Origin of the sequence: Aeromonas sp. s4 (genome assembly GCF_040907855.1) — a bacterium.
In the GTDB taxonomy this organism is placed as follows: Bacteria; Pseudomonadota; Gammaproteobacteria; order Enterobacterales; family Aeromonadaceae; genus Aeromonas; species Aeromonas caviae.
In genome coordinates this window covers 35683-59472 of sequence record NZ_JBFOCP010000001.1, presented here as the reverse complement: position 1 = coordinate 59472, position 23790 = coordinate 35683, and the positions used below count along the sequence as shown (strand labels likewise).

Here is a 23790-nt window from a genome sequence, read left to right as displayed (position 1 = left end):
CTATCATCGAGACGATTTCTCCCTTCGGGAACCTGCATGAACTACTTGAGCCGTCTGCTGTGCCTCGCCCTGCTGATGTTCGGCGGCCACCTTGCTGCGGAGCCGCTGCGGGTGGGAGTCAGCTTTGCCATTCCTCCCTATGTCATCAGCCACGAAGACAGGGGCATTGAACTCGATCTCATGCGAGAGGCCTTCGCAGGCAGCCCCCATGAGCTGCAGGTCGTCTATCTTCCCCTGGAGCGCACCTTCAGGATGCTGGAGGAAGGCAAGCTGGACGCCATCATCAACGTCAAACCCGGCATGCTGGAAAGTGCCTACCTCTCACAGCCGGTGATCACCTTCCACAACCGGGTCTTTACCCTGGCGCCGACGGCAGTCCACACCATGAAGGATTTGCAGACCCTGCGAGTCAGTGCCTTCCAGCGTGCACGGCAGATCCTGGGAACGACCTTCTCCGACATCGTCGACCAGAATCCCCGTTATGAAGAGGTGGCGAGGCAGGAGGGACAGGTACAGCGGCTCCTGCTCGGGCGCACCGATGCCGTGATCCTGGAACAACGGGTGTTCTACTACTATCTGGCGCAGTTGCTCGGGGATGACCAGGAGGGCGACCGCTATCCCAAGGACAAGGTCAGACAGCACGACCTCTTCCCCCCGACTCACTACCACTTCGCCTTTCGCGAGGCGGGCCACCGGCAATGGTTCGACAGACAGCTCGCCAAGATGAAGGCGGACGGGCGCTATGAGCGGATTTTTGCAGCCTATGGCACCACCTCTACTGCCGGAGACAAAAAAGCCAGCCCATGATGGACTGGCTTGATACCGGCTCCGGGGAGCCGCAGTGGATGGAGCGTTACTTCATCGCGCTGCCGTTTTTCAGCTCTGCTTTCTGCCGTTTGGCTTCGCGTTTCTCTTTCAGTGACATCTGCGGTTTTTTCTTGGCATCTTTGCCGTGATGCTGTTCTTTGTTGCTCATCATCAGACTCCAAAAAGGTTACCTGGACAGTTGGAACGGGTGTTCCAGCATGTCAGCCGAATCGTGGATTTCAGTACTCCAACAGTGACGATCGGGGATCGCACTGGCCTCAGCATACTCCCAATCTTCCGCCGGGATCCAGCCTCCCGGCAGCGCCTGCCAGGCAGGCGTTCCCGTAGCGTGCCCCCCCCCGGAAATGACGACCGGGCGACACTTTTGGCATCCGGGGACGGATGGTCAGCCTGTCTCCGGTGGATGTGTGTTAGGGTGGGCATTCAACGATCGCAGGAGCGCGTCATGAAGAAGCTGGAAATGAAAGATCTGACCGAGGCCGAGAAAGCCGAGATTGCCCTGCTGGTGCAAAAGGCCCAGGCCAATGCCGATCACACCCTGACCAACGGGGAGCGCAACAAGATCCGCGAGGCAGGACGCCAGAAGATCGCCGCCGATCGCGCCCAGGCCGCCAAGGCGGCATCCGCACTGGCGCGGGAGAAAGCCAAGGAGCGAGCCAGTGCCCAAGTACTGCCCGACACCTTCAACTGGTCCGATTCCGTCAGCAACAAATACCGTGGCAGACGGTAACGGCAGCATGAATGCACGCAGAAGACTCTGCTGAAAAAAAAGCGGCTGGCAGAGCGTGATGTCATTCCCCTGAAAAGGGCAGCAGGAGGCGCCTGGCAGCAGACGCACATCCGGATAAAACGCCGATCCAGCCATCACCGTCAGAAATGAATACCAAGATAAAGATTGCCATGACGGGATGTGCGTGTTCTAATCGTTTTCGATGGTTCGGTAGTTCAGACCTGATTATGTTAGGCAGTCATCTTAAAGCAGTGATTTGTGCAGGTAGTTATCCCCGATAATTCTTGCCAGATAATTCTCCTTCTTTAGTGCTCCCCATACGTATTTCTGACGAAAAATCATGGATTGCCACCCTAATGGCGTTTCACTAATCACTATTCAAGGAAATTATCATGTCCAACAAAATGACTGGTACCGTAAAGTTCTTCAACGCCGAGAAAGGCTTCGGTTTCATCTCCCCGGCTGACGGCAGCAAAGACGTGTTCGTTCACTTCTCCGCCATCCAGTCCAACGGTTTCAAAACCCTGGAAGAAGGTCAGCGCGTTGAGTTCACCATCGAGCAAGGCCAGAAAGGCCCGGCTGCTGCCAACGTTACTGGCCTGTAATTCACGCCCGAGCCGCCTTCCGTTTATCGGCAGCGCCTCAGCAAGAATTGAAAAAACCCGCTTCGGCGGGTTTTTTGTTGCCCGTTTCCGGGTGGCCGACCTGTTGCCCTGCTTCCCTAGCGCCACGGGCAGCAAAAAGGCACCCTGGTGGTGCCCCATTTCCTGGTCAGGTTCCTTACAGGGGCAGGCTGATCCGTGCCTCCAGCCCCCCCTCCTCGCGATTGTGAAGGCTGAGCTCACCGCCGTGCTGGTGCACCAGGGTGCGGGCGATGGCGAGCCCCAGTCCCACGCTGCCAGACTCGGTGTTGCGGGCTTCATCCAGGCGCACGAAGGGCTTGAACACCTCCTCCAGCTGGCTCTCCGCAATCCCCGGCCCCTGATCGCGAACCAGGATCAGCAACTCGCCGTCACCGCGCGCCAGCGAAACCTCGGCACCCCCTGCGTACTTGATGGCGTTGCCGATGAGGTTTTGCAGCACCCGGCGCAGGGTGTTGGCGCGGCAGGCGTAAACCTGCTTGCCCTCGGCCAGGCAGGTGACGGGCTGGCCCATGTCGGCATAGTCGTCACACAGGCTCTCCAGCAGGCTGACCAGATCCAGCTCCCGGGTCGCCTCCTGCTGCCCCTCCTCCCGGGCAAAGCTCAGGGTCGCCGCCAGCATCTGCTCCATCTGCTGCAGGGTCTGCTGGAAGCGATCCTTGTCTTCCCCGTCCGCCAGAAACTCGCTGCGCAGCCGCAGGCTGGTGATGGGGGTGCGCAGGTCATGGGAGATGGCGGCCAGCATCCGGGTTCTGTCCTGCACGAAGCGATCGAGCCGGGTGTGCATCCGGTTGAAGGCCTGGATGGACTCGCGGATCTCGGTGGGCCCCTCCTCGCGCAGGGGCTCGATGTCCTCACCACGCCCCAGCCTGTCGGCGTTGGCCGCCAGTTGCTTGAGGGGACGGGTCGCCCGGCGGAACAGCCAGATCATCAGGCCGATCACCAGGCTCGCCACCAGCAGCAGGTTTAGGGTGGTCTGCCAGGACCAACTCGCCGTCTCCTTGTCCACCAGGGAGCTGAACTGGAGCCAGCCGCCGTTGGGCAGTTCGATGGAGCCGTAGAGCCGCATGTCCTGGGGCGTCGGCATGCCGTTGCGATCCTTCATCATGCGGTTGTGGTGCTGCCAGGCCCGGCTGCGCTGGATGTCCTGCTTCAGCTCGGCGCTGATCTCCACCGCCAGGGAGGATGGATAGCCGAGCTTGGCCCGCACCAGCTTCTCGAAGCGGGGGCTGCGGTTGTCCGGCTGCAACGGCTCGTCGGCCAGACGCAGCAGCAGGGTCTCGCTGCGGCTTGCCTTGAGGATCTCGTGATAGAGGGAAGGAGGAGAGAGGGAGAGCAGGCGCACCACGGAGATGATGCGCTGCATGGCGTTGCGGCTGTTGACGTAACCGAGGGCCTCCTCCCTGTCCGAGCGGTAGATCTGGATACTGAGCAGCTGGATCAGTACCAGCCCCGCCAGGGCCACCAGCACTATCTGGCCGGTCAACCCCTTGGGCAGCAGCCTGGCGAAGACGCGCTTGATCATGTCGGCCTCACTCCTGGGTCACGTCGGCGGCGAACAGGTAACCGCCACCCCAGATGGTCTTGATGAGCTCGGGATTCTTGGGATCCCGCTCCAGCTTGCGCCGCAGTCGGCTCACCAGGGTATCGATGGCGCGATCGAAGGCCACCGCCTCCCGGCCACGGGCCAGATCCAGCAACTGATCCCGGCTCAGCACCCGCTGGGGCCGCTCCAGAAACACCTTGAGCAGATCGAACTCTGCGGTGGAGAGGCTCATCCCCACCCCCTCCTCGTCCACCAGCTCGCGGCGATTGACGTCGAGCAGCCAGCGATCGAAGCGCAGATCCCGGGTCAGGGTCTCCGGCACGGGCAGGCTCTCCGCCTGGGTACGGCGCATCACCGCCTTGATGCGGGCCAGCAGCTCCCGCGGGTTGAACGGCTTGGAGAGGTAGTCGTCCGCCCCCATCTCCAGGCCGATGATGCGGTCCGTCTCCTCCCCCATGGCGGTAAGCATGATGATCGGCAGGCGGGATTTGACCCTGAGCTCGCGGCACAGGGTGAGGCCATCCTCCCCCGGCATCATCAGATCCAGCACCAGCAGGTCGAACTCCCGCTCATCCAGCAGCCGCTTCATCTCCTTGCCATCCCGGGCGCAACTGACGCGCATGCCATGCTGCTCCAGAAAGCGCTTGAGCAGATCGCGGATCTCGCTGTGGTCATCGACCACCAGAATATGAGGGCTGCCTTGGTTCATCATCATTTCTCCGTTATCGGGCTGGGGCGATTATACGAAAATCAACCGGGCGGGTTGTGTCAAAGTGTGCCAGCACGCCCCTGTGCCACACTCTGCTACAAAATAGGCTTCTACTGGCAAATTTCAGACACTTCCACGGTGTTTACTGGATACCAAGGCGAAAGAGCCTCTACCCGTACACATCCGACAGGAGTTACCCATGAAAAAGCTGACCAAGACCCTGCTGACCGCCACCCTGATCCTCGGCCTGCCGCTGGGCGCCTATGCCGCCAGCGAGGCGGTCTCCACCGCGCAACCGACCCAGGCCACGGCGACCGGTTGCCCCATGGACGGTACCGGCATGATGGGCGGCAAGCATCATGGCGGCCGCCACGACAAGATGGCCCGCATGAAGAACATGACCCCGGAACAGATCCAGGCCCATCTGCAACAGCGCTACGACAAGATTGAAGATCCGGCCAAGAAGGCGGAGTTCGTGAAGAACCTTGGTCTGCGTGCCGACGGCATGATCAAGCATGCCGAAGTGATGAAGCAGTTCGCAGAAGCAAACCAGTAAATCGAAGTAATGAAGCCGTTTGCCGAAGCAGACCAGTAAGTCGAGGTGATGAAGCAGTTCGCATAAGCAAACCAGTAAGTCGACGTAATGAAGCGGTTTGCCGAAGCAGACCCGTGATCCGGCGGGGCCCTGCCCCGACACCGGCGAAAACGACAGGGTGGCGCAAGCCACCCTTTTTTGTCTCCACCTCCCAGTTTTTTCACCTTTTCCTACCTGGCCGCATCATGTTATGTGAGCGATAACAAACGTTTCACTTTCGAAATAAATCATAATGGTCCCTCACACAACAGACGCGGGCACGATCCCGGACACAGTGGACAGGAGTCGTTATGGGATGGAATCTGGGCACAATCAAGGGGCGCTATACCGCCGTTTTTCTGGGCTTCATGGCGCTGGTGTGCGCCCTGACGGTGATCGGCATCCAGATCTGGATCACCCCCGCCCTGCAAAAAGCGGGGGAGGAGAACGTGGCGCTGCGAGTCGGCGAGATAGCGACCGATATCCGTGACCAGCTCAACGGGGTGCAGACCCAGTCGCGCAGCATCACCCAGCTGGTGGCACAACTGCCGAGCGAGCAGATAGATGCCCAGCTCCCGGCCCTCATCGACCAGTACGGCAACGGCATGGTCTTCGGTGGCGGCATCTGGCCCCTGCCGGACAAGCGGGAGGCGGGACGCGCCAAGTTCAGCACCTTCTTCCACCGGGATGCGTCCAACGCCCTCATTCCCAACACCTACTGGAACTCGGCAGAGGCGCCCAACTATTTCGATCAGCCCTGGCACAAGGCCGGTCAGCAGGCGCCCCGTGGCGTCTGTGCCTGGGCCGCCGCCTACAAGGATGGCGCGAGCCAGCAGCCGAGAACCAACTGCGCCATGGGGATCTACCAGGATGGCGCCCTCTACGGGGTGTCGACCATAGACGTCACCCTGGGCTTCTTCAACGACCTGGTGGCCAAGAAAGAGCAGGAGATCGGCGGTCAGGTGATGATCATCGAGGCTGACGGCAAGATCCTGAGCCGCAACGCCCGTCTGACCGGGGATGTGGTGCTCGGCAACCTCTCCGCCCACGCCGACTATCCCTTCGCCCTCGCCATCAGCGGCCTGCTGGGCCAGGATGCGAGCAAGGGGCAGCTTCGCACCACCTTCCAGGATCAGGGTGAGGAACAGACCCTGCTGATGGAGGCCATCGAAGGGACCCCCTGGCTGCTGGCCGCCGCCCTGCCGACCCGCACCCTGACCCAGGACAGCCGGGATGTGCTCGCCACCCTGGCGAGCATCCAGCTCCCCCTGGCGGGGCTGCTGTTCGTGCTCATGGTGCTGGCCATCAGCCAGCTTGGCAGCCGCCTGCAGACCCTCAAGCTCAACATCGACGCCCTCAGCGCCGGCGACGCCGATCTGACCGCCCGCATCCAGGTCAAAGGACATGACGAGCTGGACAACATCGCCCTGTCGGTCAACCGCTTCATCGCCTTCCTGCAACAGATGATGGTGCAGGTGACCGCCGCCACCGACCTCATCACCCGCGAGCTGGCCCAGCTCGATCAACAGACCGGGCAGGCCAGGCGGATCCTGGGGGAACACGCCAGCGAAACCGATCAGGTCGTCACCGCCCTCAACGAACTCAGCTCCACCGCCGACAGCGTTGCCCGCCACGCCAACGACTCCGCCAGCTTCACCGAGGCCGCCAACGGTCAGGCGGCCAGCTCCCGCAAGGTGGTGGGGTCAGCCTCCGCCAGCGTGGTGGCCCTCATCGACGAGGTGGATCTCGCCGCCGCCAAGGTGCTGGAGATGCAGGAAGATGCCCAGCAGATCGGCAGCGTACTCGGGGTGATCGGCGGCATCGCCGCCCAGACCAACCTGCTGGCGCTCAACGCCGCCATCGAGGCGGCCCGGGCCGGTGAACAGGGCCGGGGCTTCGCGGTGGTGGCCGACGAGGTGCGTGCCCTCGCGGCACGCACCCAGAACAGCACCGCCGAAGTGGGCAGCATGTTGTCACGGCTCACCCAGGGGGTCGCCGAGGCCGTGGTCGCCATGGAGCAGACCAAGCGCAGTTGCCAGGCGGCGGCCGACACCACGGGGCAGGTCACCGGCGGGCTCGACACCATGGCCGACGCCGTGGTGCAGATCCACGATCTCAGCAGCCAGATCGCCACCGCTGCCGAGGAGCAGAGCCGGGTGACCGAGGAGATCAACCGCAACATGGTGAGCATTCGCGACATGCTGAACCTCCTGGTGGAGAACGGCGGCAACACGGAGCAGAGCGCCGCCACCCTGCTGGGGTCCAATCGCCAGTTGCTGGCACTGGTACACCGCTTCAAGGTGTGAGCCTGAACACCAGACAGCAAAAAGGGGCCCGCGGGCCCCTTTTTCATTCACTTTGCCAGGACTCAGGCCTTGTTGGCCAGGTTCAGGGTCTTCACGGTCTCGCCTTCGAACTTGATGACCACGTTCTTCTGGGCCACTTCGGAGTCTTTCAGCAGGGACTTGGTGGTCTCGGCCAGCAGCGGGGAGGCCTTGTTCAGTGCGTCCAGGTCATAGGTCCACACTTCCAGACCGGCGTCGGTCTTGGTGCTGGCCGGGGCGCCCAGCTTGTCCTTGATGGCCTGCTTGTTGGAGCCGCCTTCCTTGATGTCCAGGGCCTTCTTGATCGCTTCGTTGGAAGCGGTGTCCATGGCGTTGCCAGCCATCTCTTTGGCGGTGCTGGTGACGCTGCTTGTCACGGTGTCGGTCAGGGAATCCATCAGGCCGGCGTGGGCAACCAGAGGCAGGGCGGTCAGGGCAATCAGCAAGGACTTTTTCATGAAGATACATCTCGCAAGAATGAAAAGAGCGCGCATGAAACCAGCGGGATGAATTGGAGTCAAGAAAATCCCTTGGTCAAGCCGTATTCGGGGGGGAAAAGCCCCGTAGCGGCTCCGACCAGTGCCCTTGTCAGCCGCTGAGCTGGTCCTTGCCCGCCAGCTTGGCCCGGTAGAGCGCCCTGTCGACCCGTGCCATCAGGTGGGACACCTGCTCGTCGGGGTCGGACTCCACCAGCCCGAAACTCAAGGTCACGGGCTCGATCCCCTTGACCCTGGCATGGCTCAGGCGCTGCCTCAGCTTTTCGGCCACCACCCGGGCGTCGGGCAACCGGGTATTGGGAAGCACCAGCATGAACTCGTCACCCCCCCAGCGGGCCAGCAGATCGATCTCGCGGATGCAGCCCCGGGTCAGCTGCACGATATCGATCAGGGTCTGGTCCCCCACCCCGTGGCCATGGCGATCATTGATCTGCTTGAAGTCGTCCACGTCCATGGCGATCACGGCAAAGGGCTCCTTGAAGCGCTTGGCGCGCTCATGCTCCAGCCGCACCGCCTGCTCCAGCCGATAGCGGCTGGCCGCGCCGGTCAGGGAGTCCGTCTCCGCCAGGCGGCGGTTCTCCTCTACCTGGAACTGCAATGCCTGGTTGAGCCGCTCCAGTTCGGCGGTACGCTGCGCCACCTGCTGCTCCAGGGTGCGGTTTTGCAGCTCCAGCCTGGCGTAGAGTTCCCGCTGGGCGTGGATGTTGCGGTGTGCCCCCACCATCCTGGCGACACTGCCGTCCGGGTTGCGTGCGACGATGCGGCCACAATCCGCCACCCAGAGGTAGTCACCGTTACGGCAACGGCAGCGGTATTCGGCCCGGTAGTCCGCCGCCCGCCCGCTCAGGCAGGCATCGAAGCTCTCCATGACCTGCGCCAGATCGTCCGGGTGGATCAGGTTCTCCCAGGTAAAGACAGTGTTGTCGAGGGAGTGGGGCTCATACCCCAGCATCTGATACCAGCCGGGATAGCGATGGACATAGCCGGTGTTGGCATTCCAGTCCCAGAGACCGTCGCTCACGACCTCCAGCATGCCGCTCATCACGGCCTCGTCGAGGGCCGGTAGCCTTGTCATCTCATTGTCATGCAGCATGAAAACCTTCCTTGTTCTGCTACTCGGCGCCACGGATCCGCTTGTTGACCTGGCGGGAAAACCGGGCCTGCCGGTCGAGCCTTCAAGGGGGCGACTGGCCTCGACACCCCGTCATGACTGGTTATCGGCCAGGTTGCCCTCTTGTTGAACAACAGTAGCAGCCCGCACACTTTCGAGTCTTGCGCGCCGTCACGCTCCCTTCCGTTCTTCTGCCGGCCAGATTGCACCACGGCGGTGCACACCTTTGGCGCAGCCCTGCCCATATTGGGCAAGCCTCGCTGACCAGGGTTGCGATTAATAAGTAAGCCTATGAATAAAAAGAAAAATACTTTTCTGGCGCAATATTTGCCTTTATCTGGGTGAACCACAAGGATTGGGGATATTGCATGAAATTAATCACCGCCATCATCAAGCCGTTCAAACTCGACGACGTGCGCGAAGCCATCGCCAACCTCGGCGTCGAGGGGCTGACGGTTTCCGAGGTCAAGGGGTTTGGCCGCCAGAAGGGGCACACCGAGCTGTACCGGGGTGCCGAATACCAGGTGGATTTCCTGCCCAAGGTAAAGCTGGAGATCGCCACCCTGGCCGACAACGTCGAGCAGATCATCGAAGCCATCAGCAAGGCCGCCCACACCGGCAAGATAGGTGACGGCAAGATCTTCGTTTATGACCTGCAGGCCGCCGTGCGCATCCGCACCGGCGAGACCGACGCAGACGCCCTTTGATACGACTGGAACTGAGGAATACGACATGGAAGAGTTGATCACATCCGTCAGCGAGCTGCGCTATGCACTCGACACCTTCTACCTGCTGATCTCCGGCGTGCTGGTCATGTGGATGGCCGCCGGGTTCGCCATGCTCGAAGCCGGCCTGGTCCGCGCCAAGAACACCACCGAGATCCTGACCAAGAACATCCTGCTCTATGCCATCGCCTGCATCATGTTCCTGCTGGTCGGCTACAACATCATGTACGTGGACAACAGCGCCGGCGGCTGGCTGCCGAGCTTTGGCAGCCTGATGGGCAGCCAGGCGGACGACGCGGGCCACTCCCTGCACTCCGACTTCTTCTTCCAGGTGGTGTTCGTCGCCACCGCCACCTCCATCATCTCAGGTGCGGTGGCAGAGCGGATGAAGCTCTGGTCCTTCCTGCTGTTCTGCGTGGTGATGACCGGCTTCATCTACCCCGTGGAAGGCTACTGGAGCTGGGGTGGCGGCTTCCTGAAAGAGGCGGGCTTCTCCGACTTCGCAGGCTCCGGCATCGTCCACATGGCGGGCGCTGCCGCTGCCCTGGCCGCCGTGCTGCTGCTCGGCCCCCGTCGCGGCAAATATGGCAAGCAAGGGGAGATCTACCCCATCCCCGGCTCCAACCTGCCGCTCGCGACCCTGGGCACCCTGATCCTCTGGATGGGCTGGTTCGGCTTCAACGGTGGCTCCCAACTGGCGCTCTCCAGCGCCGCTGACGCCACCGCCATCGGCACCGTGTTCGTCAACACCAACGCCGCCGCGGCCGCCGGTGTGGTCGGCGCCCTGCTGGTCAGCAAGCTCACCTGGGGCAAGGCGGATCTCACCATGATCCTCAACGGCGCCCTCGGCGGCCTGGTCGCCATCACCGCCGACCCGGCCTCCCCCAGCCCGCTGTTCGCCAGCCTGATCGGCGCCCTGGCCGGTGCCCTGGTGGTCTACGCCATCGTCGCCTTCGATCGCCTGAAGATCGATGATCCGGTCGGTGCCATCTCGGTACACGGCGTCTGCGGCCTGTTCGGCCTGATGGTGGTGCCCTTCTCCAACACGAGCGCCACCTTCGGTGCCCAGTTGCTGGGTGCTGCCACCATCTTCGGCTGGGTCTTTGTCGTCTCCCTCGTGGTCTGGAGCCTGCTCAAGGCCACCATGGGCCTGCGGGTCAGCGAAGAGGAAGAGATGATGGGTGTGGATGTCCACGAGTGCGGCATCGATGCCTACCCCGAGTTCGTCAGCGTCAAATCCAGCATCTAAGCACGCCATCTGCTTGCGGGGCCCGGGGGACACCTCGGGCCCCGTTTTTTTGGGCGCCCTCAGCGCCCCTTGAAGGCGGGGTGATGCAACCGGCGATAGTGACTGGGCGCCAGCCCATGCTGGCGCTTGAAAGCGGTGGAGAAGTGGTATTCGTTCTTGAAGCCGCACTGCTCGGCCAACTGCTTCACCGGGTCGGCCCGGCTCGCCAGCAAGAGCGCCGCCCGCTGCAACCGCAACCGTTGCAGCAGCGCCATGGGCGCCAGCGCGAAATGCTGCTGACAGAGTCGATGGAGCTGACGCTTGGAGAAGTGCAGGGCGCCGGCCATGCGGGCAATGTCCCAAGGCTCGGTCAGCGCCTCTTTGAGCAGCAATTCGAGGCGCAGCGCCAGCCGCTCGCCGCGGCTCTGTCCCTCTCCCTTTTGCAGCAGGCGGCGCAGGTAGAAACCGAGCTGCTCCACCAGCAGCGCGCTGAGCAGCGGGTCCTGATGGCGCTCCTGCTCCGCATAGAGGTTCTCGATCGTGCGCAACAGGGTGGCCTGCTGGGAGGTGCAGCCGAGCCGGGGGTGGCTGGCGAAGGCATCCCAGGGGGAATCCTTGTGCAACAGCAGCCACACCAGCTCCCACTCACCACCCTTATTCACCTGCTGGTTCAACGTCTCATTAAGCTGCTCACTCAACTGCTCACTAAGCTGGTAGCAGAGCGGCTCCCCGGCCGGGATCAGCGCCCACTCCCCGACCTGCAACCGCTCGCGGCGATCCCCCACCTGCACCTCCCCCTCGCCCCCCAGAGTCAGCAGAAAACAGTGCACATCGGCAAAGCGGCGGGAAATGCGATAACGGGTCTTGAGACAGGAATAGCCCGCCAGCCACACCTGCTCCTGTGCGAGGGCCGGCAGCAGGCTGTCGCAACAGATCTGCTCGCGGCAGTCGAGGGAGACGTCAATGACTTCAAGATTGGCAGTTTCAGACATCATCAGGACGGGCTCAGCCATGTCGAAGGGACAGGCCCCAGCATAGCATCAAGGGCATCGAGTCACAGGAGACCAGCCATGCACATACATCACGTCGCCATCTGGGCGCAGGATCTGGAGGCACTCAAGGCATTCTACTGCTCCCTGTTTGGCGGGCAGGCCAATGAGCGCTACCACAACCCGAGCAAGCAGTTCAGCTCCTACTTCGTGCGCTTCGAGGGAGGCGCCAGCCTGGAGCTGATGCATACCCCCATCCTGTTTCCGGCGGATCTGCATCTACCGCACCCGTTGCAGGGGCTGGCCCATATCGCCTTCTCCCTCGGCAGCGTGGATGCGGTGGACCAGATGACAGCCCGCCTCAAGCTGCTCAAGGGCGCCGAGGTGAAACACCTGGACGGCCCCCGCTGGACCGGCGATGGCTATTACGAGAGCACCTTCCTCGATCCCGAAGGCAATCGGCTGGAGCTGACCATCTAACCCAAGGGGAGGGTTCGAGTGATGCCACTATGCCAAGCAGCCGGTGAGCCATCTGCTTTGCCCCTCCCCTTTGCAAGGGGAGGGGCGGGGTTTGCCATGCCGGCTGACGGATGGGGCCATGACCCCCTCCCAACCTCCCCCTTGGCAGGGGGAGGGGCAATCAAGCGGCCCCTGTCTGGACGGGGCAAATAATCGAGGTGGCAGCCACGTAGGTTCGATTAGCGAAGCGTAATCGGACGAAGGTAACGGCATTGCCCCCTTCTCCCCTTGCGGGAGAAGGGCTGGGGATGAGGGGAAGGAAAAATAGAACACACGGTAAACGTTGGGCTTCACTACGCTCAGCCACAACCTACACAATCCGTAGGTTGGTGTTGAGCCTGAGAAGCCCAGCATATGAGATACATCCAACCTGCAAGATATAAAAATTATTTAGTTAACAAAATTGCGCCCATAAAAAGATGCTCCTGCCCCTGAAGCACAAGATAGATTTTGTTCAAGTACTCTAACTTTGAATATTGATCTTTTGATATTAAAGATTTCACGAAATCACGCACATCACTAAATCCACTGTTATGCCACTCATTCTGAGTCTTATGAGTAAGTCGATCGTCAAGATGATATTCATCGTCATCTTGATTATAGAGAATAACTATAGGTTGATGATATTTCAATCCATCAATACTTGCCATGCCAGCTAACGTTATAAATTTTGCATTCCCAGTAATTCTATCCCTTGCTTTTTCATTCAAACCAGCCCGCATAATTATTTCATTTCTAGTTCTGTCAAATAACTGGGCGATTTGTATGTCACTAAATCCTAATTCATTAAAAACAAAATACATAAGCAACACTAACAGTTTATCCTTAATTTCAAGCTCTTTGGTTATCTCACCTTCCTCTACCGCCTTATATATCGTTCCATGAGCCACACTATTTCTTAGCTTTTTAATTATATTGAAGTCAACCTCACTAAAACCAATAACGTCTCTAATTTGCAGTGATGTGTGCTCCATTAAAAAGTCATACTTATTCTGTAGCGTTGCATGTGATGTATTTTTTAAGTGTTTAATGGCCCCCGCCAAATTATGAATGAGACTTATATCATCAACGGACAATTCTTCTGTCTTTTCAAAATTAGTTAGTACCTCTGTGAGCTGTTCCTTCAATGCTTTGAACTGCGCAGAGTTTAACTTGTGTCCATGCCCTTTAGATGTCAACTCACAATACATCTCTAGTGTAACCACCACTGATAATATGTTGTGCTCCCAATATCCAATAAGTTTATCGGATAATGATGGCACTATACGGCACCATATATCTCTGAATGATTTTTTACTGAAATAGTTATTAAATATCGTATCCCATAGCTGCCACCTAAATATGTTGCTAAAGTCACATATAGCTTGACGAACACGACCCATTGGATTTTGATTATATGTTATGCAAGGAAATATCAAAGAACTATAAAAACCCTTTTTTAAAGATGACGAAAGGTATATTGACCTGATTGAAAGGGCGCCGCCAAAAATGAGAGAAAATAAATTTCTAATCTCTTGTGCAAGATCTTTTGTTTCGTTAAGTGAAAAACCAGCATTTATTTTCTTTATAACGAATCCATCTTGTATCTTTATTACCTGCTCTGCGAGACCAATCTGCTCAACTGAAACATTTCTGGTGTTATTTATAGTATAACCATTCCCTTTAAAGGAAAATTCAATTGAGAATTTATCTACACCCAACTCTCTTTTAAATTCATCTTGAGATAACTCATAGGTGCGCCAGCTTTCGCATTGTTCAGATATTCCAGTAAGAGATATTTCAATGATATCATAAAAATCATGATTTTCTGCGTCCATAATTATGGACTCGACGAACTCTGAATATATGATACCTCTCCACAATGATGAATCATGAAGTCTATAAACCTTTCCTGTTCCAACCTCTTTACAAGTTATTGGTGAAGAAATGAATCTGCGTTCATCAAACAGAATGGCAGGGTTATTTGTATTTATTTGTAGCGTCGGGGCCTTTGATTTACCTATTACTAATGAACCAACATATTCATCACCATCCAATTCAAACTGAACTGTCATCAGATAGTCTTCAAAAAAGTTTAATTCTTTAATTTTCATCAAAAATAACCCCAGATATTCTTAGTTCTTATGAGTGAAACGTAATCAAACACCGGTAAATCCCTTCACCGCCGTACCATCGCTCACTCCCCCAACCTCTGTGCCAACCCCGAATACCGCTCGGTCTTTTTCCGCACGGCTTGTGCCAGCAGGGCGCGATCGCCGTAGAGATCGAGGCGTGCCTTGGCGCGGGTAATCCCGGTGTAGACCAGCTCGCGGGTCAGCAGGGGGCTGGGGCTGTCGGGCAGCACCAGCACGGTATGGGCAAACTCCGAGCCCTGGGATTTGTGGATGGTCATGGCGTAGACCGTCTCATGGGGGGGCAACCGGCTGGGCAGCAAAGCCCGCAGGGTACCGTCCGGCTGCTCGAACCACACCTTGAGGCGGCCGGTGTCATCGGGCAGGCAGAGCCCCATGTCGCCGTTGTAGAGGCCGACCCCGTGGTCGTTGCGCACCACCATCACCGGGCGGCCCGCATACCAGTCGCCGTCACGCTGGATCAGCCCAGCCTTGGCGAGGGCCAGTTCGAGCCGCTCGTTCAGCCCCGTCACCCCGAAGGGGCCGTCCCGCAGGGCGCAGAGGATCTGGAAGCCGTTGAATGCCTTGAACACCGCCGCCGGATCCTCGCTGGCCCGGGCCGCCTTGAGGTAGCTGCCGTAACCGGCGACCCCCTGGGCAATCAAGGCGTTGTAGGCCTCCCCCGCCCAGGGGTGCAGGCGGATGTCGCCAAATCCTGCGCCCCAGACCGCCTCCACCGCTGCCCCGTCGCCGCTGTTGCAGGCCCGCGCCAACTGCCCGATGCCCGAATGCTGGTCAAAGCGCCAGCTCTTGGAGAGCAAACAGAGGCTGTCGCGCACGCTGGCCCCCGCTGGCGTGCCTTGCAGGCGATAGCCGGTCTGGCGAGAGAGCCAATCCGCCTGCGCGGGGCTGATGCCCTGTTCGATAAAGCTGCAGATATCCCCGAGCACGGCCCCCGCCTCCACCGAGGCGAGCTGATCCTTGTCGCCGAGCAGGATGAGGCGGGCGTGGCGGGGCAGCGCGTCCAGCAGGCGCGCCATCATGGGCAGGTCCACCATGGAGGCCTCGTCCACCACCAGCAGGTCGAGGTGCAGCGGGTTGCCTCTGTGATGGCGGAACTGGCTGCGCCCGGGGATCACCCCGAGCAGCCGGTGCAGGGTGCCCGCCTCGGTGGGGATGGCCTCCACCCACTCGGGGGGCAGATCCAGGGCCTGCAGGGCAGCACCGATACTCTCGGTCAGACGCGCCGCCGCCTTGCCGGTAGGGGCCACCAGCCGGATAGCCGGGGCCTTGCCCCCTTGCAGGCCGGTCTCCACCAGGATGGCGAGGAGCTTGGCCACCGTGGTGGTCTTGCCGGTGCCGGGGCCGCCGGAGATGACCGCGAAGGGGCGCGCCGCCGCCGTGGCCGCCGCCAGCTTCTGGCCGTTGCAGCAGAGCGCCTCGGGCACCAGGGTATCCAGCCGCTCCAGCTCGCTGGCCGCCTGGGCGCTCTTTAGCAGGGTCTCGACGGCGGGCCACTCCACCTCATGGGGGAAGACCAGATCCAGGTACTTCTCCACAAAGTGGCGGACGGAGAAGTCCGGTGCGAGGCGGGCCTTGAGCAGGGCCCCGAACACCAGGCCGTAGTCGCGGGCAAAGAGGCGTGACAGGGCCGGGGCAATCTCCGGCCATTCGGCCCGTTCACTCAAGGCGCTAAGGTGGCGGGCCACCCCCAGCTCAAAGTCGTGGTAGCGGGTGAGGTAGAGGCGATCACCCCAGAGCCGCAGGGGCCAGCGGGGGGCCTCTCCCTCCTCCTGTTCGCTCCCCACCAGGGGGCTGGCCGCAAAGAGGGCGGGCCAGCTCGCGGGATCCGCGAGATCCGCCAGCAGATCCCGGCTCTGATCCGGATCCAGCCCGAAGGGGCGCGAGGATCCCTGCCCGTCACCGCCCTGAGCGAGCATCGCCAGCGGCAGGCAGACATGGCCGCGCCCCAGCTCATGGCAGGCGAGCGCGGCCCCCAGCACCAGCTCGGGGCTGCCGCCAAGGTCGGCCACCAGCCTGGCAAATTGCAGGTCAAGCTGGCGGATGCGCCCCGCCAGCGCCAAGGCTTTCAGCCGCTCTATCATGGTTTCGCCCTTCATCTCGCCCCTCATGCCTCTGCTTTGTTCGATTTTTCTAAACGATGATCGTCAGACGTCACACCTTTACTAAACAACTCGTCCAGCCCCAGCACCAGTTCCCGGCTGGGCCTGGCATGGAAAATGCCCCCCTGGGGCATGCCGCGCAGGAAGAGATAGAAGACCCCGCCAAAATGCCGGTCGAAATCGTAGCCCGGCAGCCGCAAGGCGAGCAGCCGGTGCAGGGCCAGCGAATAGAGCTGGTATTGCAGATCGTAGCGATGCTCGACCATGGCCCGCTCCAGGGCCGGGCGGCCGTAATCGGCGGGGCTCATGCCAAGGTGGTTCGATTTGTAGTCGAGCAGATACCAGCGCCCCTGCCACTCGAACACCAGGTCGATAAAGCCCTTGAGCATCCCCTGCACCGTGGCAAAGCCCAGCGGCTTGCCGCCCCGCGACAGGGGGTCGTGCTGCTGGCAGAGTGCGGTGAGCGCCGGTGCCGTCACCCGCCCCATGGGCAGGAAGAACTCCAGCTCCACCTGTTTGCGCTCGGGGGCCAGATCCCGCAGCCGCACTGGATCCCCAAGGCCGGTCTCAAGGGGGGTATCCAGCACCGCCTCCACCTGCTGTTGCAGCACCGGGGCCCAGCCTTCGTCGAACCCCTCCTGGGCCAGCAGGGTGGCGATGTGTTGTGCCAGCGACTCACCCCCCGCATGCTCGAAGTCGATGGTCTCGAACAGGCTGTGGAGCAGGGTGCCGGGACGCGCCCCCTTGGGGAAGGTGAAGATGGAAGGGGCGGGCGCCTCCTCTTCCTGCACGGTGACGGCGGCCTCGGTGGCCACCTCGTCATCGAAGCCGGGGTTGGCCAGCACCCCCTTGCCGTGGCCGTTGCCCTGGGCCGCGAGCCCGGAGTAGGAGCTGATCCACCAGTCCCGCTCAAGCTGCCCCTGGAACGCGCGCACGCTGGGCTCCCCCGGCTTCTCCGCTTCGGCGGGCAGCGGGGCCGGGCGGGTGAGCGAGGGCTCACCGACGGCCACCCCCGGCAGCGCCTGGGCCAGGTCGGTGAGGGCGGTCGCCAGTGTCCCGGCGTCCCCCTCCTCCCCCTTTTGCAGCAGGTAGCCGATGGCGGTGCGGTGCAGGTCGGTCTTCTCAGACTTGCCCGCCCCGGAGCGCACCGGCGCCAGCCCCAGCCAGGTGGCATAGACCCCCCGGGTCAGGGCCACGTAGAGCAGGCGCAAGTCTTCGGCGAGGCGCTCCTTGTCGGCCTCGGCCAGGGACGCCTCGGCACCGGTGAGATCGAGCACGGTGCGATTGCCCGCCTCCCCCGTTTCGTGGAACAGGGGGGTGTCGGCGGCGCGGTGGCTGCAAATGAACGGCAGGAAGACCAGCGGGTACTCCAGCCCCTTGGATTTGTGGATGGTGACGATCTGCACCAGCTTGCGCTCGGACTCCAGGCGAAGTATCTGCTCCCCGTCCTGGCCGTTGGGCTGGCTCACCGCCTCCCCGAGCCAGCGCAGCAGGGCGTACTCCCCGTCCAGCTCGCCGCTCGCCTGTTGCAGCAGCTCGCCGAGATGGAGGAAGTTGGTCAACCGCCGCTCCCCGTAGGGGCTCGCCAGCAAGGAGGCGGCGAGGTTGCGCCCGTGCATCAGGGCCCGCAGCATGGCCAGCACCCCGTGTCGATGCCAGACCGCGCGGTATCCCATGAACTCCTGCACCGCGCTCTCCCAGGCCCGCTCGTCCGAGGCCAGCGCGTCCAGGGCCCTGGCATCGAGATCGAACAGGCCGGTGGCGAGCGCTGCCCTAAGGCTTCGCTCATCGCTCGGGTTCTGGCAGGCGTGCAGGATCAGCAGGATTTCCCGCGCCTCCACCTGGGCCAGCACGCTCTCGCGGTTCGACAGATAGACCGAGGCGATGGCAAGGCGCGCCAGCTCCTGTTGCACCAGCTTGCCCTCGGCGCCGGTGCGCACCAGCACGGCGATATCCCCGGCCCTGACCGGCTCGCTGCCGAGCATCGCCTTGCCCTCCCGGGCCAGCGTGAGCAGGCGATGGATCTCCGCCGCCGTGGCGCGGGCCATCCTGCTCTGGTACTCCCCCTTGTTGAAGGTGGGCTGACCGGTGAGCTGCCAGCAGTGCAGCACGGGGGCGGTCTGCCCCTCGATCAGCAGTGCCCGGCTCTTGCCCTGCGCCTCCACCGGCAGGAAGGGGATGTCCGCCTCGTAGATGAAGGGATCCTTCGCCCGCTCGAACAGGCCGTTGACCGCCGCCACCAGGGCGCGGCTTGAGCGCCAGTTGCGCCCCAGGGTGTAGTGGGCGCTCACATTTCGCCGCGCCTGGATGTAGGTGAAGATATCGGCGCCACGAAAGCCGTAGATGGCCTGCTTGGGGTCGCCGATCATCAGGAGCGCCGTGTCCTGGTGACCACCGTAAAGGCGATGGAAGATGCGGTACTGCTGGGGGTCGGTATCCTGGAATTCATCGATCATGGCGACCCGGTAGGTGGCGCGGATGCGCTCGCACAGCCGCTCCCCCAGGCCCGAGCCGAGCGCCCCGTCGAGATCCCGCAGCAGATCGTCGAAGGAGAGCTGATGGGCCTGGCGCTTGCTCTCCTGCATCCGGCTGCGCACCACCCTGGCCGCCCGCTGCAAGACGAGATCCCGGATGCCGGGTCGGCTCGCCAGCAGGGCGTCTATCTCGCCAAAGAGCGGCAGGGTGGGCACCGTTCCCCCCTTCTTGAGGTTCTCCTCCAGCGCCTGCTGGCCGAAGCGCTCCAGCTCCTTGGGCAGGACGTAGCCGCTGGTCTCGTCCTGCGCCCAGTCGCCAATCTTGGCAAGCCAGCCCTCGTAGTTCTTGCCGGTGTAACGGCTGATCTGCCCCTCGGTCTGGCGGCGGATCTCGTCCGTCTGCGCCAGCCACCCGGCTTTCACCGCCCCGATGCGGGCCATGGCGACACTGTGCCGCGCCGCCAGGGTCTCGTCCCCCGCCACCGGGCGGATCTCCAGCTCGTCGTTGTCGAGCCAGCTCCCCATCTCCCGCAGCAGGGCGGCGGGGCTCGGCCAGAGCCTTCGCACCGCCCGGGCCAGGGGCTGGTCCACCGGATAGAACTCGGCGCGCCAGTAGTCACTCACCGCCTGCAGCCGGAGCCGGCTGTCGTCGGTCAAAAATTCGGTTTCAAAGAGGGCGCCCGACTCGAAGGCATTCTGCCTGAGCATCCGCTGGCAGAAGCCGTGGATGGTGAAGACCGCCGCCTCGTCCATCTGCCGCTCGGCGGCCAGCAGGCGACGGGCAGCCAGGTCGTGATCCTCCACCTCCGCCAGCAGTTGGGCCAGCAGGGTATCCGTGCTGTGACCGCGCATAAAGGCGAGGCGCGCCTCGTGGATGCGGGCGCGGATCCGCCCCCTCAGTTCGGCGGTGGCCGCCTCGGTAAAGGTCACCACCAGGATCTCGGTCACCGACAGGGGCCGCTCGTGGGCACAGGGCTGACCGGCGTCTCCCCCCTCCTCGCCTGTTTGTTCGATAACCGGGCCGTGGCCCAGCAGCAGACGCAGATAGAGACCGGCGATGGTATAGGTCTTGCCGGTCCCGGCGGAGGCCTCGATCAGCCGCTCGCCATAGAGGGGAAAACGCAGGGGATTGAGCGGGTTAGCCATTATTGCAACTCCTCCAGCGCCTGATGGAGCGGGGTCAGGTGTTCACGGGCCAGCCCCTGCAACTGGGCCAGCACCTCGTCATCGAGTTCCGGGAAGCAGCGGGCGACATAGACGTCCTGCCCCTCTCCCGTCACCATGTAGCCGCCGTTGAAGCGGGCAAGCGCCGCCTTGTCGGCCTCCTCCGGCTTTGCCGGATCCTTCTCGATCGCCCTGAGCCACTCCCAGGCGGTGCTCGGAAAGAACGGCAGCGGCCGCTTCATCCCCTGGGTCCAGAGGGCCACCAGGGCCGCCAACCTGGGCCGCGCCTCGTCCGCCGCAAGCCTTGGCAGCCGCAGACTCTGTTTGGCATCGAACAGCAGGGTGTCGCCGGGGGCGCTGCTCAATGAGAGGCAAAGGTGCTGGATCCAGGCCAGCAGCAGATCCTTGCCGTTGAAGCTGCCGGGTTTGACCACCAGCGCTCGTCCCTTCTGGGTGTCTATCCAGCCCTGAAGCTGCCCCTGGGCCAGGGCGATGTCGATCTCCACCGCCTGTTTGTCCCCCGTCCAGGGGCGCAGCCGCGCCGCCAGCTTGCCCATCTCGCCGTCGATTTCCTCCAGCAGCAGGCTGCCGAACCACCCTTGCGGCAGCAGGCCGGAGAGTTGCAGCCGATGGCGACGGGCCTCGCTCTCCCCTTCGGTCAGATGGGCATCCAGCAGCAGCGCCTTGAGCTGATAGTGCTGCAGGCCGTCCAGCTCGAAGGGCTCGCTGTCTTCGATGGTCGCCTCCTCCAGCTCGAACCACACCTTGAGGCGGCGGTTGAGGAAGTACCTGGCGGGCTGGCGATAGAAGCGCAGCAGCTCCGCCAGCTCCAGCCCCTGCTCCCTGCCCCACTCCGCAGGCAGGGGCAGATCGCCGCTCTGGAAGTTGGCGGCACCCCGCACCGGGCTCAGTGCCGGCAGCCAGTCGGCGGCATAGGTGAAGAGACCGGAGCCGGGCTCGGGGTAAAAGTAGGCCGGGCTGTAGGGGGTGAGGGGGTGCGCCACGATCAGGTGTTCGAGCAGCCGCTGGCCCGAGGTGTCGTCGTCGAGATCTTCATCCCCTGCCAGCACGAAGCCCTGGCGCACATAGTCGATGAGCTCCGCCAGCAGCACGGAGGGCACCTTCTCGCTGTTGTCCTGGGCGCTGAACCCCTGATAGCTGATGTAGAGCCCCTGCTGGGCACTGAGGAGCGCTTCGAGGAAGAGGTAGCGGTCGTCATCCCGGCGGGATCGGTCCCCGCGCCGCGAGGCCACCGCCATCAGATCGAAGCCCATGGGGGGCAGGGTGCGCGGGTAGACGCCGTCGTTCATGCCGAGCAGGCAGACCTGGCGGAAGGGAATGGAGCGCATCGGCATCAGGGTGCAGAAGTTGACCTGACCGGCGAGGAAGCGCTGGCTGGAGCGGGACTCCCCCAGCACGCTGCCGAGGTAGTCCTGCAAGAGGTCTGCACTGATGGCCTGCTCGAAGCGGGCCTCGCCGAGCTGGGCCTGCCAGTCGGTGAGCTGGCTGCGGATGAGCTGGAGCTGGCGCTCTTCATCCTCGTCGGCGAGGTAGAAGCGCTCCAGTAGCGCCAGCAGGCAGGCGTGCCATTCGGCCAGCGGCTGCGCCTGTTGCAGCCGGGGCAGAAATTCCGCCAGGGAGTCGACGAACCAGGCGAGCTTGCCGAGGATCAGCCCCTGCTGCCCCTCGATGTCCGCATAGGGCAGGATCCCCGCCACCGGCTCCCCGTCCCCCATGGCAAAGCCCAGCAGCATGCGCCGCAGGCCGAACAGCCAACTGTTGCCGGACAGACGCGGCAGCGCAAAGCGCTCGGGATAGTCGTCATCCAGCCCCCAGCGGATGCCGGTCTCCTGCACCCAGCGTCGCAGCACGTTGAACTCGTCGTCGTCCAGCTCGAAGCGGCGCAGCACGGCGGGCACCTCCAGGATGGCGAGCAGCTCCCCCGCCCCGAAGCGGGCGTTCGGCAGCCTGAGCAGGGCGAGGAAACTTTGCAGCAGCGGGCTTTCCTGGCTCGCCGCCCGATCGGAGATCGCAAAGGGGATCTGGCCGCGGGCCCCGCCCCGCCCCTTGCCGCCCTCCTTGCCAAAGACGGCCTGGATGTAGGGGCCGTAGCTGTTGACGTCCGGCATCATCACCACCACGTCTTTGGGGGTGAGGGTGGGATCCTGCTCGAACAGGGCCAGCAGCCGGTCATGCAGCACCTCGAGCTCCCGCATGGGGCCGTGGCAGGCGTGGATCTGCAAAGTGCCGTCATCCAGGCTGACAGGGCTCTTGTGATGGCTGGCATCGAGACTGAACTCGCCAGCCCCCCGTTCCGCCAGCTCCAGCACGTCTTTCTGGATGGCCCGCAGCAAGGTGACCTTGCCCTCATCGTCGCGATCCTCGATGTCGACGAAGGCCTCGATCTGCGGCACCTCCAGCTCCATCAGCTGGTGCAGGTAGTCACGCCCCAGCTTGCCCATGGAGGCGAGCAGCGGATTGGCGGGGCCCTGCAGGGTCTCGAGATCCGTGCCGGGCTTGAGCTTGTTTTCGAGGCGCGCCAGGGTCTTGCGATCGAGCAAATCCCCCCAGTAGTAGCGGCAGGGGTTGGTCACAAACAGGTGTACCTCCACCTCGGGGCGGCTGCCGAGGGCCAGCAGGGCCTCCACGTAGCGGGGCGGCAGGGCCGAGATGCCGAACACGAAGACCCGTTGCGGCAGCCTGCCCGGCAGATCCCGGGTGCGCTCCAGCTCGTGGATGAAGGCCTCGTAGAGGTTGGCGCGGTGGTAGCCGCTGGGGCTGAGGGCCAGGGTGCGGGCCACCAGCTCTCGCCAGAGCTCGGGCTGCCAATCCTGACCGCTCACCCCGGCCAGCTCCTGGCTCAATCCTTCCCCCTCTTCCCAGCGGGCGATCCAGTCCGGCCGGTAGACCAGATACTGGTCGAACAGATCCGCCACCTTCTGGCAGAGCTGCCAGAGCCGCACCTGCTCCGGCACCGCCCCGTCACTGCCCCCCAGATAGGCCGCGAGGGGCGCAAAGGCGGGTCTGCCGAGCAGGGTGGGCAGAATGGTCATCAGGTGCCAGCTCATGGCCCCCTTGTTGTAGGGGCTCTGGCGCGGCACGTCCGCCAGCACCCGGGTGAACATCTCCCAGATGAAACTCGCGGGCAGGGGAAAGTCGATGTTGGCGGCGATGCCGAACGCCTTGGCCAGCTCCAGCTTGAGCCACTGGGCCATGCCGGGACTCTGCACCAGGATCTGCTCCCGATCGAAGGGGTGGGAGAGCGGAGCCTGCCGGATGCGGCTCACCAGCAGCTCCTTGAGCAGATCCAGCTGATTGGAGTGGTAGAGGGTAAACATGGACGACTCCCGCCAATTTCATGAAGAGGGGGTGCGCGGGGGGACACTCTCTGGCATTCCCGTCACGGCACGCGAATCGGGATTGTCGGGGATCGGGGGATAAGATGCAAAAGGCACTTGTGGCGTCCGGACTGCGCGCCGTCACACCGATGACATCCC

18 protein-coding genes are annotated in these 23790 nt (G+C 62.4%); 8 read left to right on the top strand and 10 right to left on the bottom strand.

Features of this window, described 5'->3' with window-relative positions; translation table 11 throughout:
• Positions 1–36: 36 nt before the first annotated feature.
• Positions 37–807 carry an ABC transporter substrate-binding protein gene (locus AB5Y89_RS00265; protein WP_045522350.1) on the top strand — a complete coding sequence of 257 codons (771 nt, stop codon included), beginning with the start codon at positions 37–39 and terminating at the stop codon, positions 805–807.
• 46 nt (positions 808–853) lie between these two features.
• Here the strand turns inward: AB5Y89_RS00265 and AB5Y89_RS00260 are convergent, their stop codons facing one another.
• Positions 854–976 carry a hypothetical protein gene (locus tag AB5Y89_RS00260; protein WP_010675895.1) on the bottom strand — a complete coding sequence of 41 codons (123 nt, stop codon included), beginning with the start codon at positions 974–976 and terminating at the stop codon, positions 854–856.
• 297 nt (positions 977–1273) lie between these two features.
• Between AB5Y89_RS00260 and yjbD the strand changes: the two genes are divergently transcribed.
• Positions 1274–1558, top strand: coding sequence for a DUF3811 domain-containing protein (gene yjbD, locus AB5Y89_RS00255; protein WP_042879473.1), 285 nt, complete (start codon positions 1274–1276; stop codon positions 1556–1558).
• A 392-nt stretch (positions 1559–1950) separates the two neighbouring features.
• Positions 1951–2163, top strand: a complete 213-nt coding sequence (locus AB5Y89_RS00250) for an RNA chaperone/antiterminator CspA (protein ID WP_042078672.1) — start codon at positions 1951–1953, stop codon at positions 2161–2163.
• A gap of 175 nt (positions 2164–2338) precedes the next feature.
• On the opposite strand, the gene AB5Y89_RS00245 is transcribed toward AB5Y89_RS00250, so the two are convergent.
• Both AB5Y89_RS00245 and AB5Y89_RS00240 read right to left on the bottom strand, forming a co-directional pair.
• A complete protein-coding gene (locus AB5Y89_RS00245) occupies positions 2339–3724 on the bottom strand; it encodes an ATP-binding protein (protein WP_368222618.1) in 1386 nt (461 codons plus the stop codon).
• A gap of 7 nt (positions 3725–3731) precedes the next feature.
• The gene (locus AB5Y89_RS00240; RefSeq protein ID WP_010675899.1) at positions 3732–4454 is read right to left on the bottom strand and encodes a response regulator; all 723 of its coding nucleotides are present in this window, start codon (positions 4452–4454) and stop codon (positions 3732–3734) included.
• 199 nt (positions 4455–4653) lie between these two features.
• Here AB5Y89_RS00240 and AB5Y89_RS00235 point away from each other — a divergent pair, with 199 nt between their 5' ends.
• The gene (locus AB5Y89_RS00235; RefSeq protein WP_010675900.1) at positions 4654–5010 is read left to right on the top strand and encodes a hypothetical protein; all 357 of its coding nucleotides are present in this window, start codon (positions 4654–4656) and stop codon (positions 5008–5010) included.
• 329 nt (positions 5011–5339) lie between these two features.
• Complete coding sequence (locus AB5Y89_RS00230) at positions 5340–7334, top strand: methyl-accepting chemotaxis protein (protein ID WP_039040120.1); 1995 nt, start codon at positions 5340–5342, stop codon at positions 7332–7334.
• Between the two features lie 62 nt (positions 7335–7396).
• Here the strand turns inward: AB5Y89_RS00230 and AB5Y89_RS00225 are convergent, their stop codons facing one another.
• Positions 7397–7810 carry a hypothetical protein gene (locus AB5Y89_RS00225; protein WP_010675902.1) on the bottom strand — a complete coding sequence of 138 codons (414 nt, stop codon included), beginning with the start codon at positions 7808–7810 and terminating at the stop codon, positions 7397–7399.
• Between the two features lie 130 nt (positions 7811–7940).
• Positions 7941–8942: a sensor domain-containing diguanylate cyclase gene (locus tag AB5Y89_RS00220; protein ID WP_039040121.1), complete on the bottom strand. Its 1002-nt coding sequence runs from the start codon at positions 8940–8942 to the stop codon at positions 7941–7943.
• A 386-nt stretch (positions 8943–9328) separates the two neighbouring features.
• Here AB5Y89_RS00220 and glnK point away from each other — a divergent pair, with 386 nt between their 5' ends.
• Together glnK and AB5Y89_RS00210 are read left to right on the top strand one after the other, a co-directional pair.
• Positions 9329–9667 carry a P-II family nitrogen regulator gene (gene glnK, locus AB5Y89_RS00215; RefSeq protein ID WP_010675904.1) on the top strand — a complete coding sequence of 113 codons (339 nt, stop codon included), beginning with the start codon at positions 9329–9331 and terminating at the stop codon, positions 9665–9667.
• A gap of 25 nt (positions 9668–9692) precedes the next feature.
• Positions 9693–10934, top strand: coding sequence for an ammonium transporter (locus tag AB5Y89_RS00210; RefSeq protein ID WP_042864817.1), 1242 nt, complete (start codon positions 9693–9695; stop codon positions 10932–10934).
• Positions 10935–10993: 59 nt separating this feature from the next.
• Here AB5Y89_RS00210 and AB5Y89_RS00205 read toward each other — a convergent pair whose 3' ends face one another.
• Positions 10994–11908 (bottom strand): AraC family transcriptional regulator, encoded by a 915-nt coding sequence (locus AB5Y89_RS00205; RefSeq protein ID WP_368222617.1) that lies wholly within the window; start codon positions 11906–11908, stop codon positions 10994–10996.
• A 75-nt stretch (positions 11909–11983) separates the two neighbouring features.
• Here AB5Y89_RS00205 and AB5Y89_RS00200 point away from each other — a divergent pair, with 75 nt between their 5' ends.
• Entirely contained in the window at positions 11984–12382 is a 399-nt protein-coding gene (locus AB5Y89_RS00200; RefSeq protein WP_368222616.1) for a VOC family protein, read from the top strand.
• 425 nt (positions 12383–12807) lie between these two features.
• Here AB5Y89_RS00200 and AB5Y89_RS00195 read toward each other — a convergent pair whose 3' ends face one another.
• The 4 genes from AB5Y89_RS00195 to recC all read right to left on the bottom strand — a co-directional run bounded on the left by AB5Y89_RS00195 (position 12808) and on the right by recC (position 23631).
• Entirely contained in the window at positions 12808–14514 is a 1707-nt protein-coding gene (locus AB5Y89_RS00195) for a hypothetical protein (protein ID WP_203763409.1), read from the bottom strand.
• Positions 14515–14597: 83 nt separating this feature from the next.
• Complete coding sequence (gene recD, locus AB5Y89_RS00190; protein ID WP_368222615.1) at positions 14598–16652, bottom strand: exodeoxyribonuclease V subunit alpha; 2055 nt, start codon at positions 16650–16652, stop codon at positions 14598–14600.
• A gap of 8 nt (positions 16653–16660) precedes the next feature.
• Positions 16661–20275 (bottom strand): exodeoxyribonuclease V subunit beta, encoded by a 3615-nt coding sequence (recB, locus tag AB5Y89_RS00185; RefSeq protein WP_368222614.1) that lies wholly within the window; start codon positions 20273–20275, stop codon positions 16661–16663.
• Entirely contained in the window at positions 20275–23631 is a 3357-nt protein-coding gene (gene recC, locus AB5Y89_RS00180; RefSeq protein WP_368222613.1) for an exodeoxyribonuclease V subunit gamma, read from the bottom strand. Before recC ends, recB begins: the two co-directional genes overlap by 1 nt.
• Positions 23632–23790 lie beyond the last annotated feature (159 nt).

Excerpts from the sequence above, each read along its gene's own strand:
- AB5Y89_RS00265 (WP_045522350.1), top strand. The coding sequence starts at position 37 with ATGAACTACTTGAGCCGTCTGCTGTGCCTCGCCCTGCTGATGTTCGGC.
- AB5Y89_RS00260 (WP_010675895.1), bottom strand. The coding sequence starts at position 976 with ATGAGCAACAAAGAACAGCATCACGGCAAAGATGCCAAGAAAAAACCG.
- yjbD (WP_042879473.1), top strand. The coding sequence starts at position 1,274 with ATGAAGAAGCTGGAAATGAAAGATCTGACCGAGGCCGAGAAAGCCGAG.
- AB5Y89_RS00250 (WP_042078672.1), top strand. The coding sequence starts at position 1,951 with ATGTCCAACAAAATGACTGGTACCGTAAAGTTCTTCAACGCCGAGAAA.
- AB5Y89_RS00245 (WP_368222618.1), bottom strand. The coding sequence starts at position 3,724 with ATGATCAAGCGCGTCTTCGCCAGGCTGCTGCCCAAGGGGTTGACCGGC.
- AB5Y89_RS00240 (WP_010675899.1), bottom strand. The coding sequence starts at position 4,454 with ATGAACCAAGGCAGCCCTCATATTCTGGTGGTCGATGACCACAGCGAG.
- AB5Y89_RS00235 (WP_010675900.1), top strand. The coding sequence starts at position 4,654 with ATGAAAAAGCTGACCAAGACCCTGCTGACCGCCACCCTGATCCTCGGC.
- AB5Y89_RS00230 (WP_039040120.1), top strand. The coding sequence starts at position 5,340 with ATGGGATGGAATCTGGGCACAATCAAGGGGCGCTATACCGCCGTTTTT.
- AB5Y89_RS00225 (WP_010675902.1), bottom strand. The coding sequence starts at position 7,810 with ATGAAAAAGTCCTTGCTGATTGCCCTGACCGCCCTGCCTCTGGTTGCC.
- AB5Y89_RS00220 (WP_039040121.1), bottom strand. The coding sequence starts at position 8,942 with ATGCTGCATGACAATGAGATGACAAGGCTACCGGCCCTCGACGAGGCC.
- glnK (WP_010675904.1), top strand. The coding sequence starts at position 9,329 with ATGAAATTAATCACCGCCATCATCAAGCCGTTCAAACTCGACGACGTG.
- AB5Y89_RS00210 (WP_042864817.1), top strand. The coding sequence starts at position 9,693 with ATGGAAGAGTTGATCACATCCGTCAGCGAGCTGCGCTATGCACTCGAC.
- AB5Y89_RS00205 (WP_368222617.1), bottom strand. The coding sequence starts at position 11,908 with ATGATGTCTGAAACTGCCAATCTTGAAGTCATTGACGTCTCCCTCGAC.
- AB5Y89_RS00200 (WP_368222616.1), top strand. The coding sequence starts at position 11,984 with ATGCACATACATCACGTCGCCATCTGGGCGCAGGATCTGGAGGCACTC.
- AB5Y89_RS00195 (WP_203763409.1), bottom strand. The coding sequence starts at position 14,514 with ATGAAAATTAAAGAATTAAACTTTTTTGAAGACTATCTGATGACAGTT.
- recD (WP_368222615.1), bottom strand. The coding sequence starts at position 16,652 with ATGAAGGGCGAAACCATGATAGAGCGGCTGAAAGCCTTGGCGCTGGCG.
- recB (WP_368222614.1), bottom strand. The coding sequence starts at position 20,275 with ATGGCTAACCCGCTCAATCCCCTGCGTTTTCCCCTCTATGGCGAGCGG.
- recC (WP_368222613.1), bottom strand. The coding sequence starts at position 23,631 with ATGTTTACCCTCTACCACTCCAATCAGCTGGATCTGCTCAAGGAGCTG.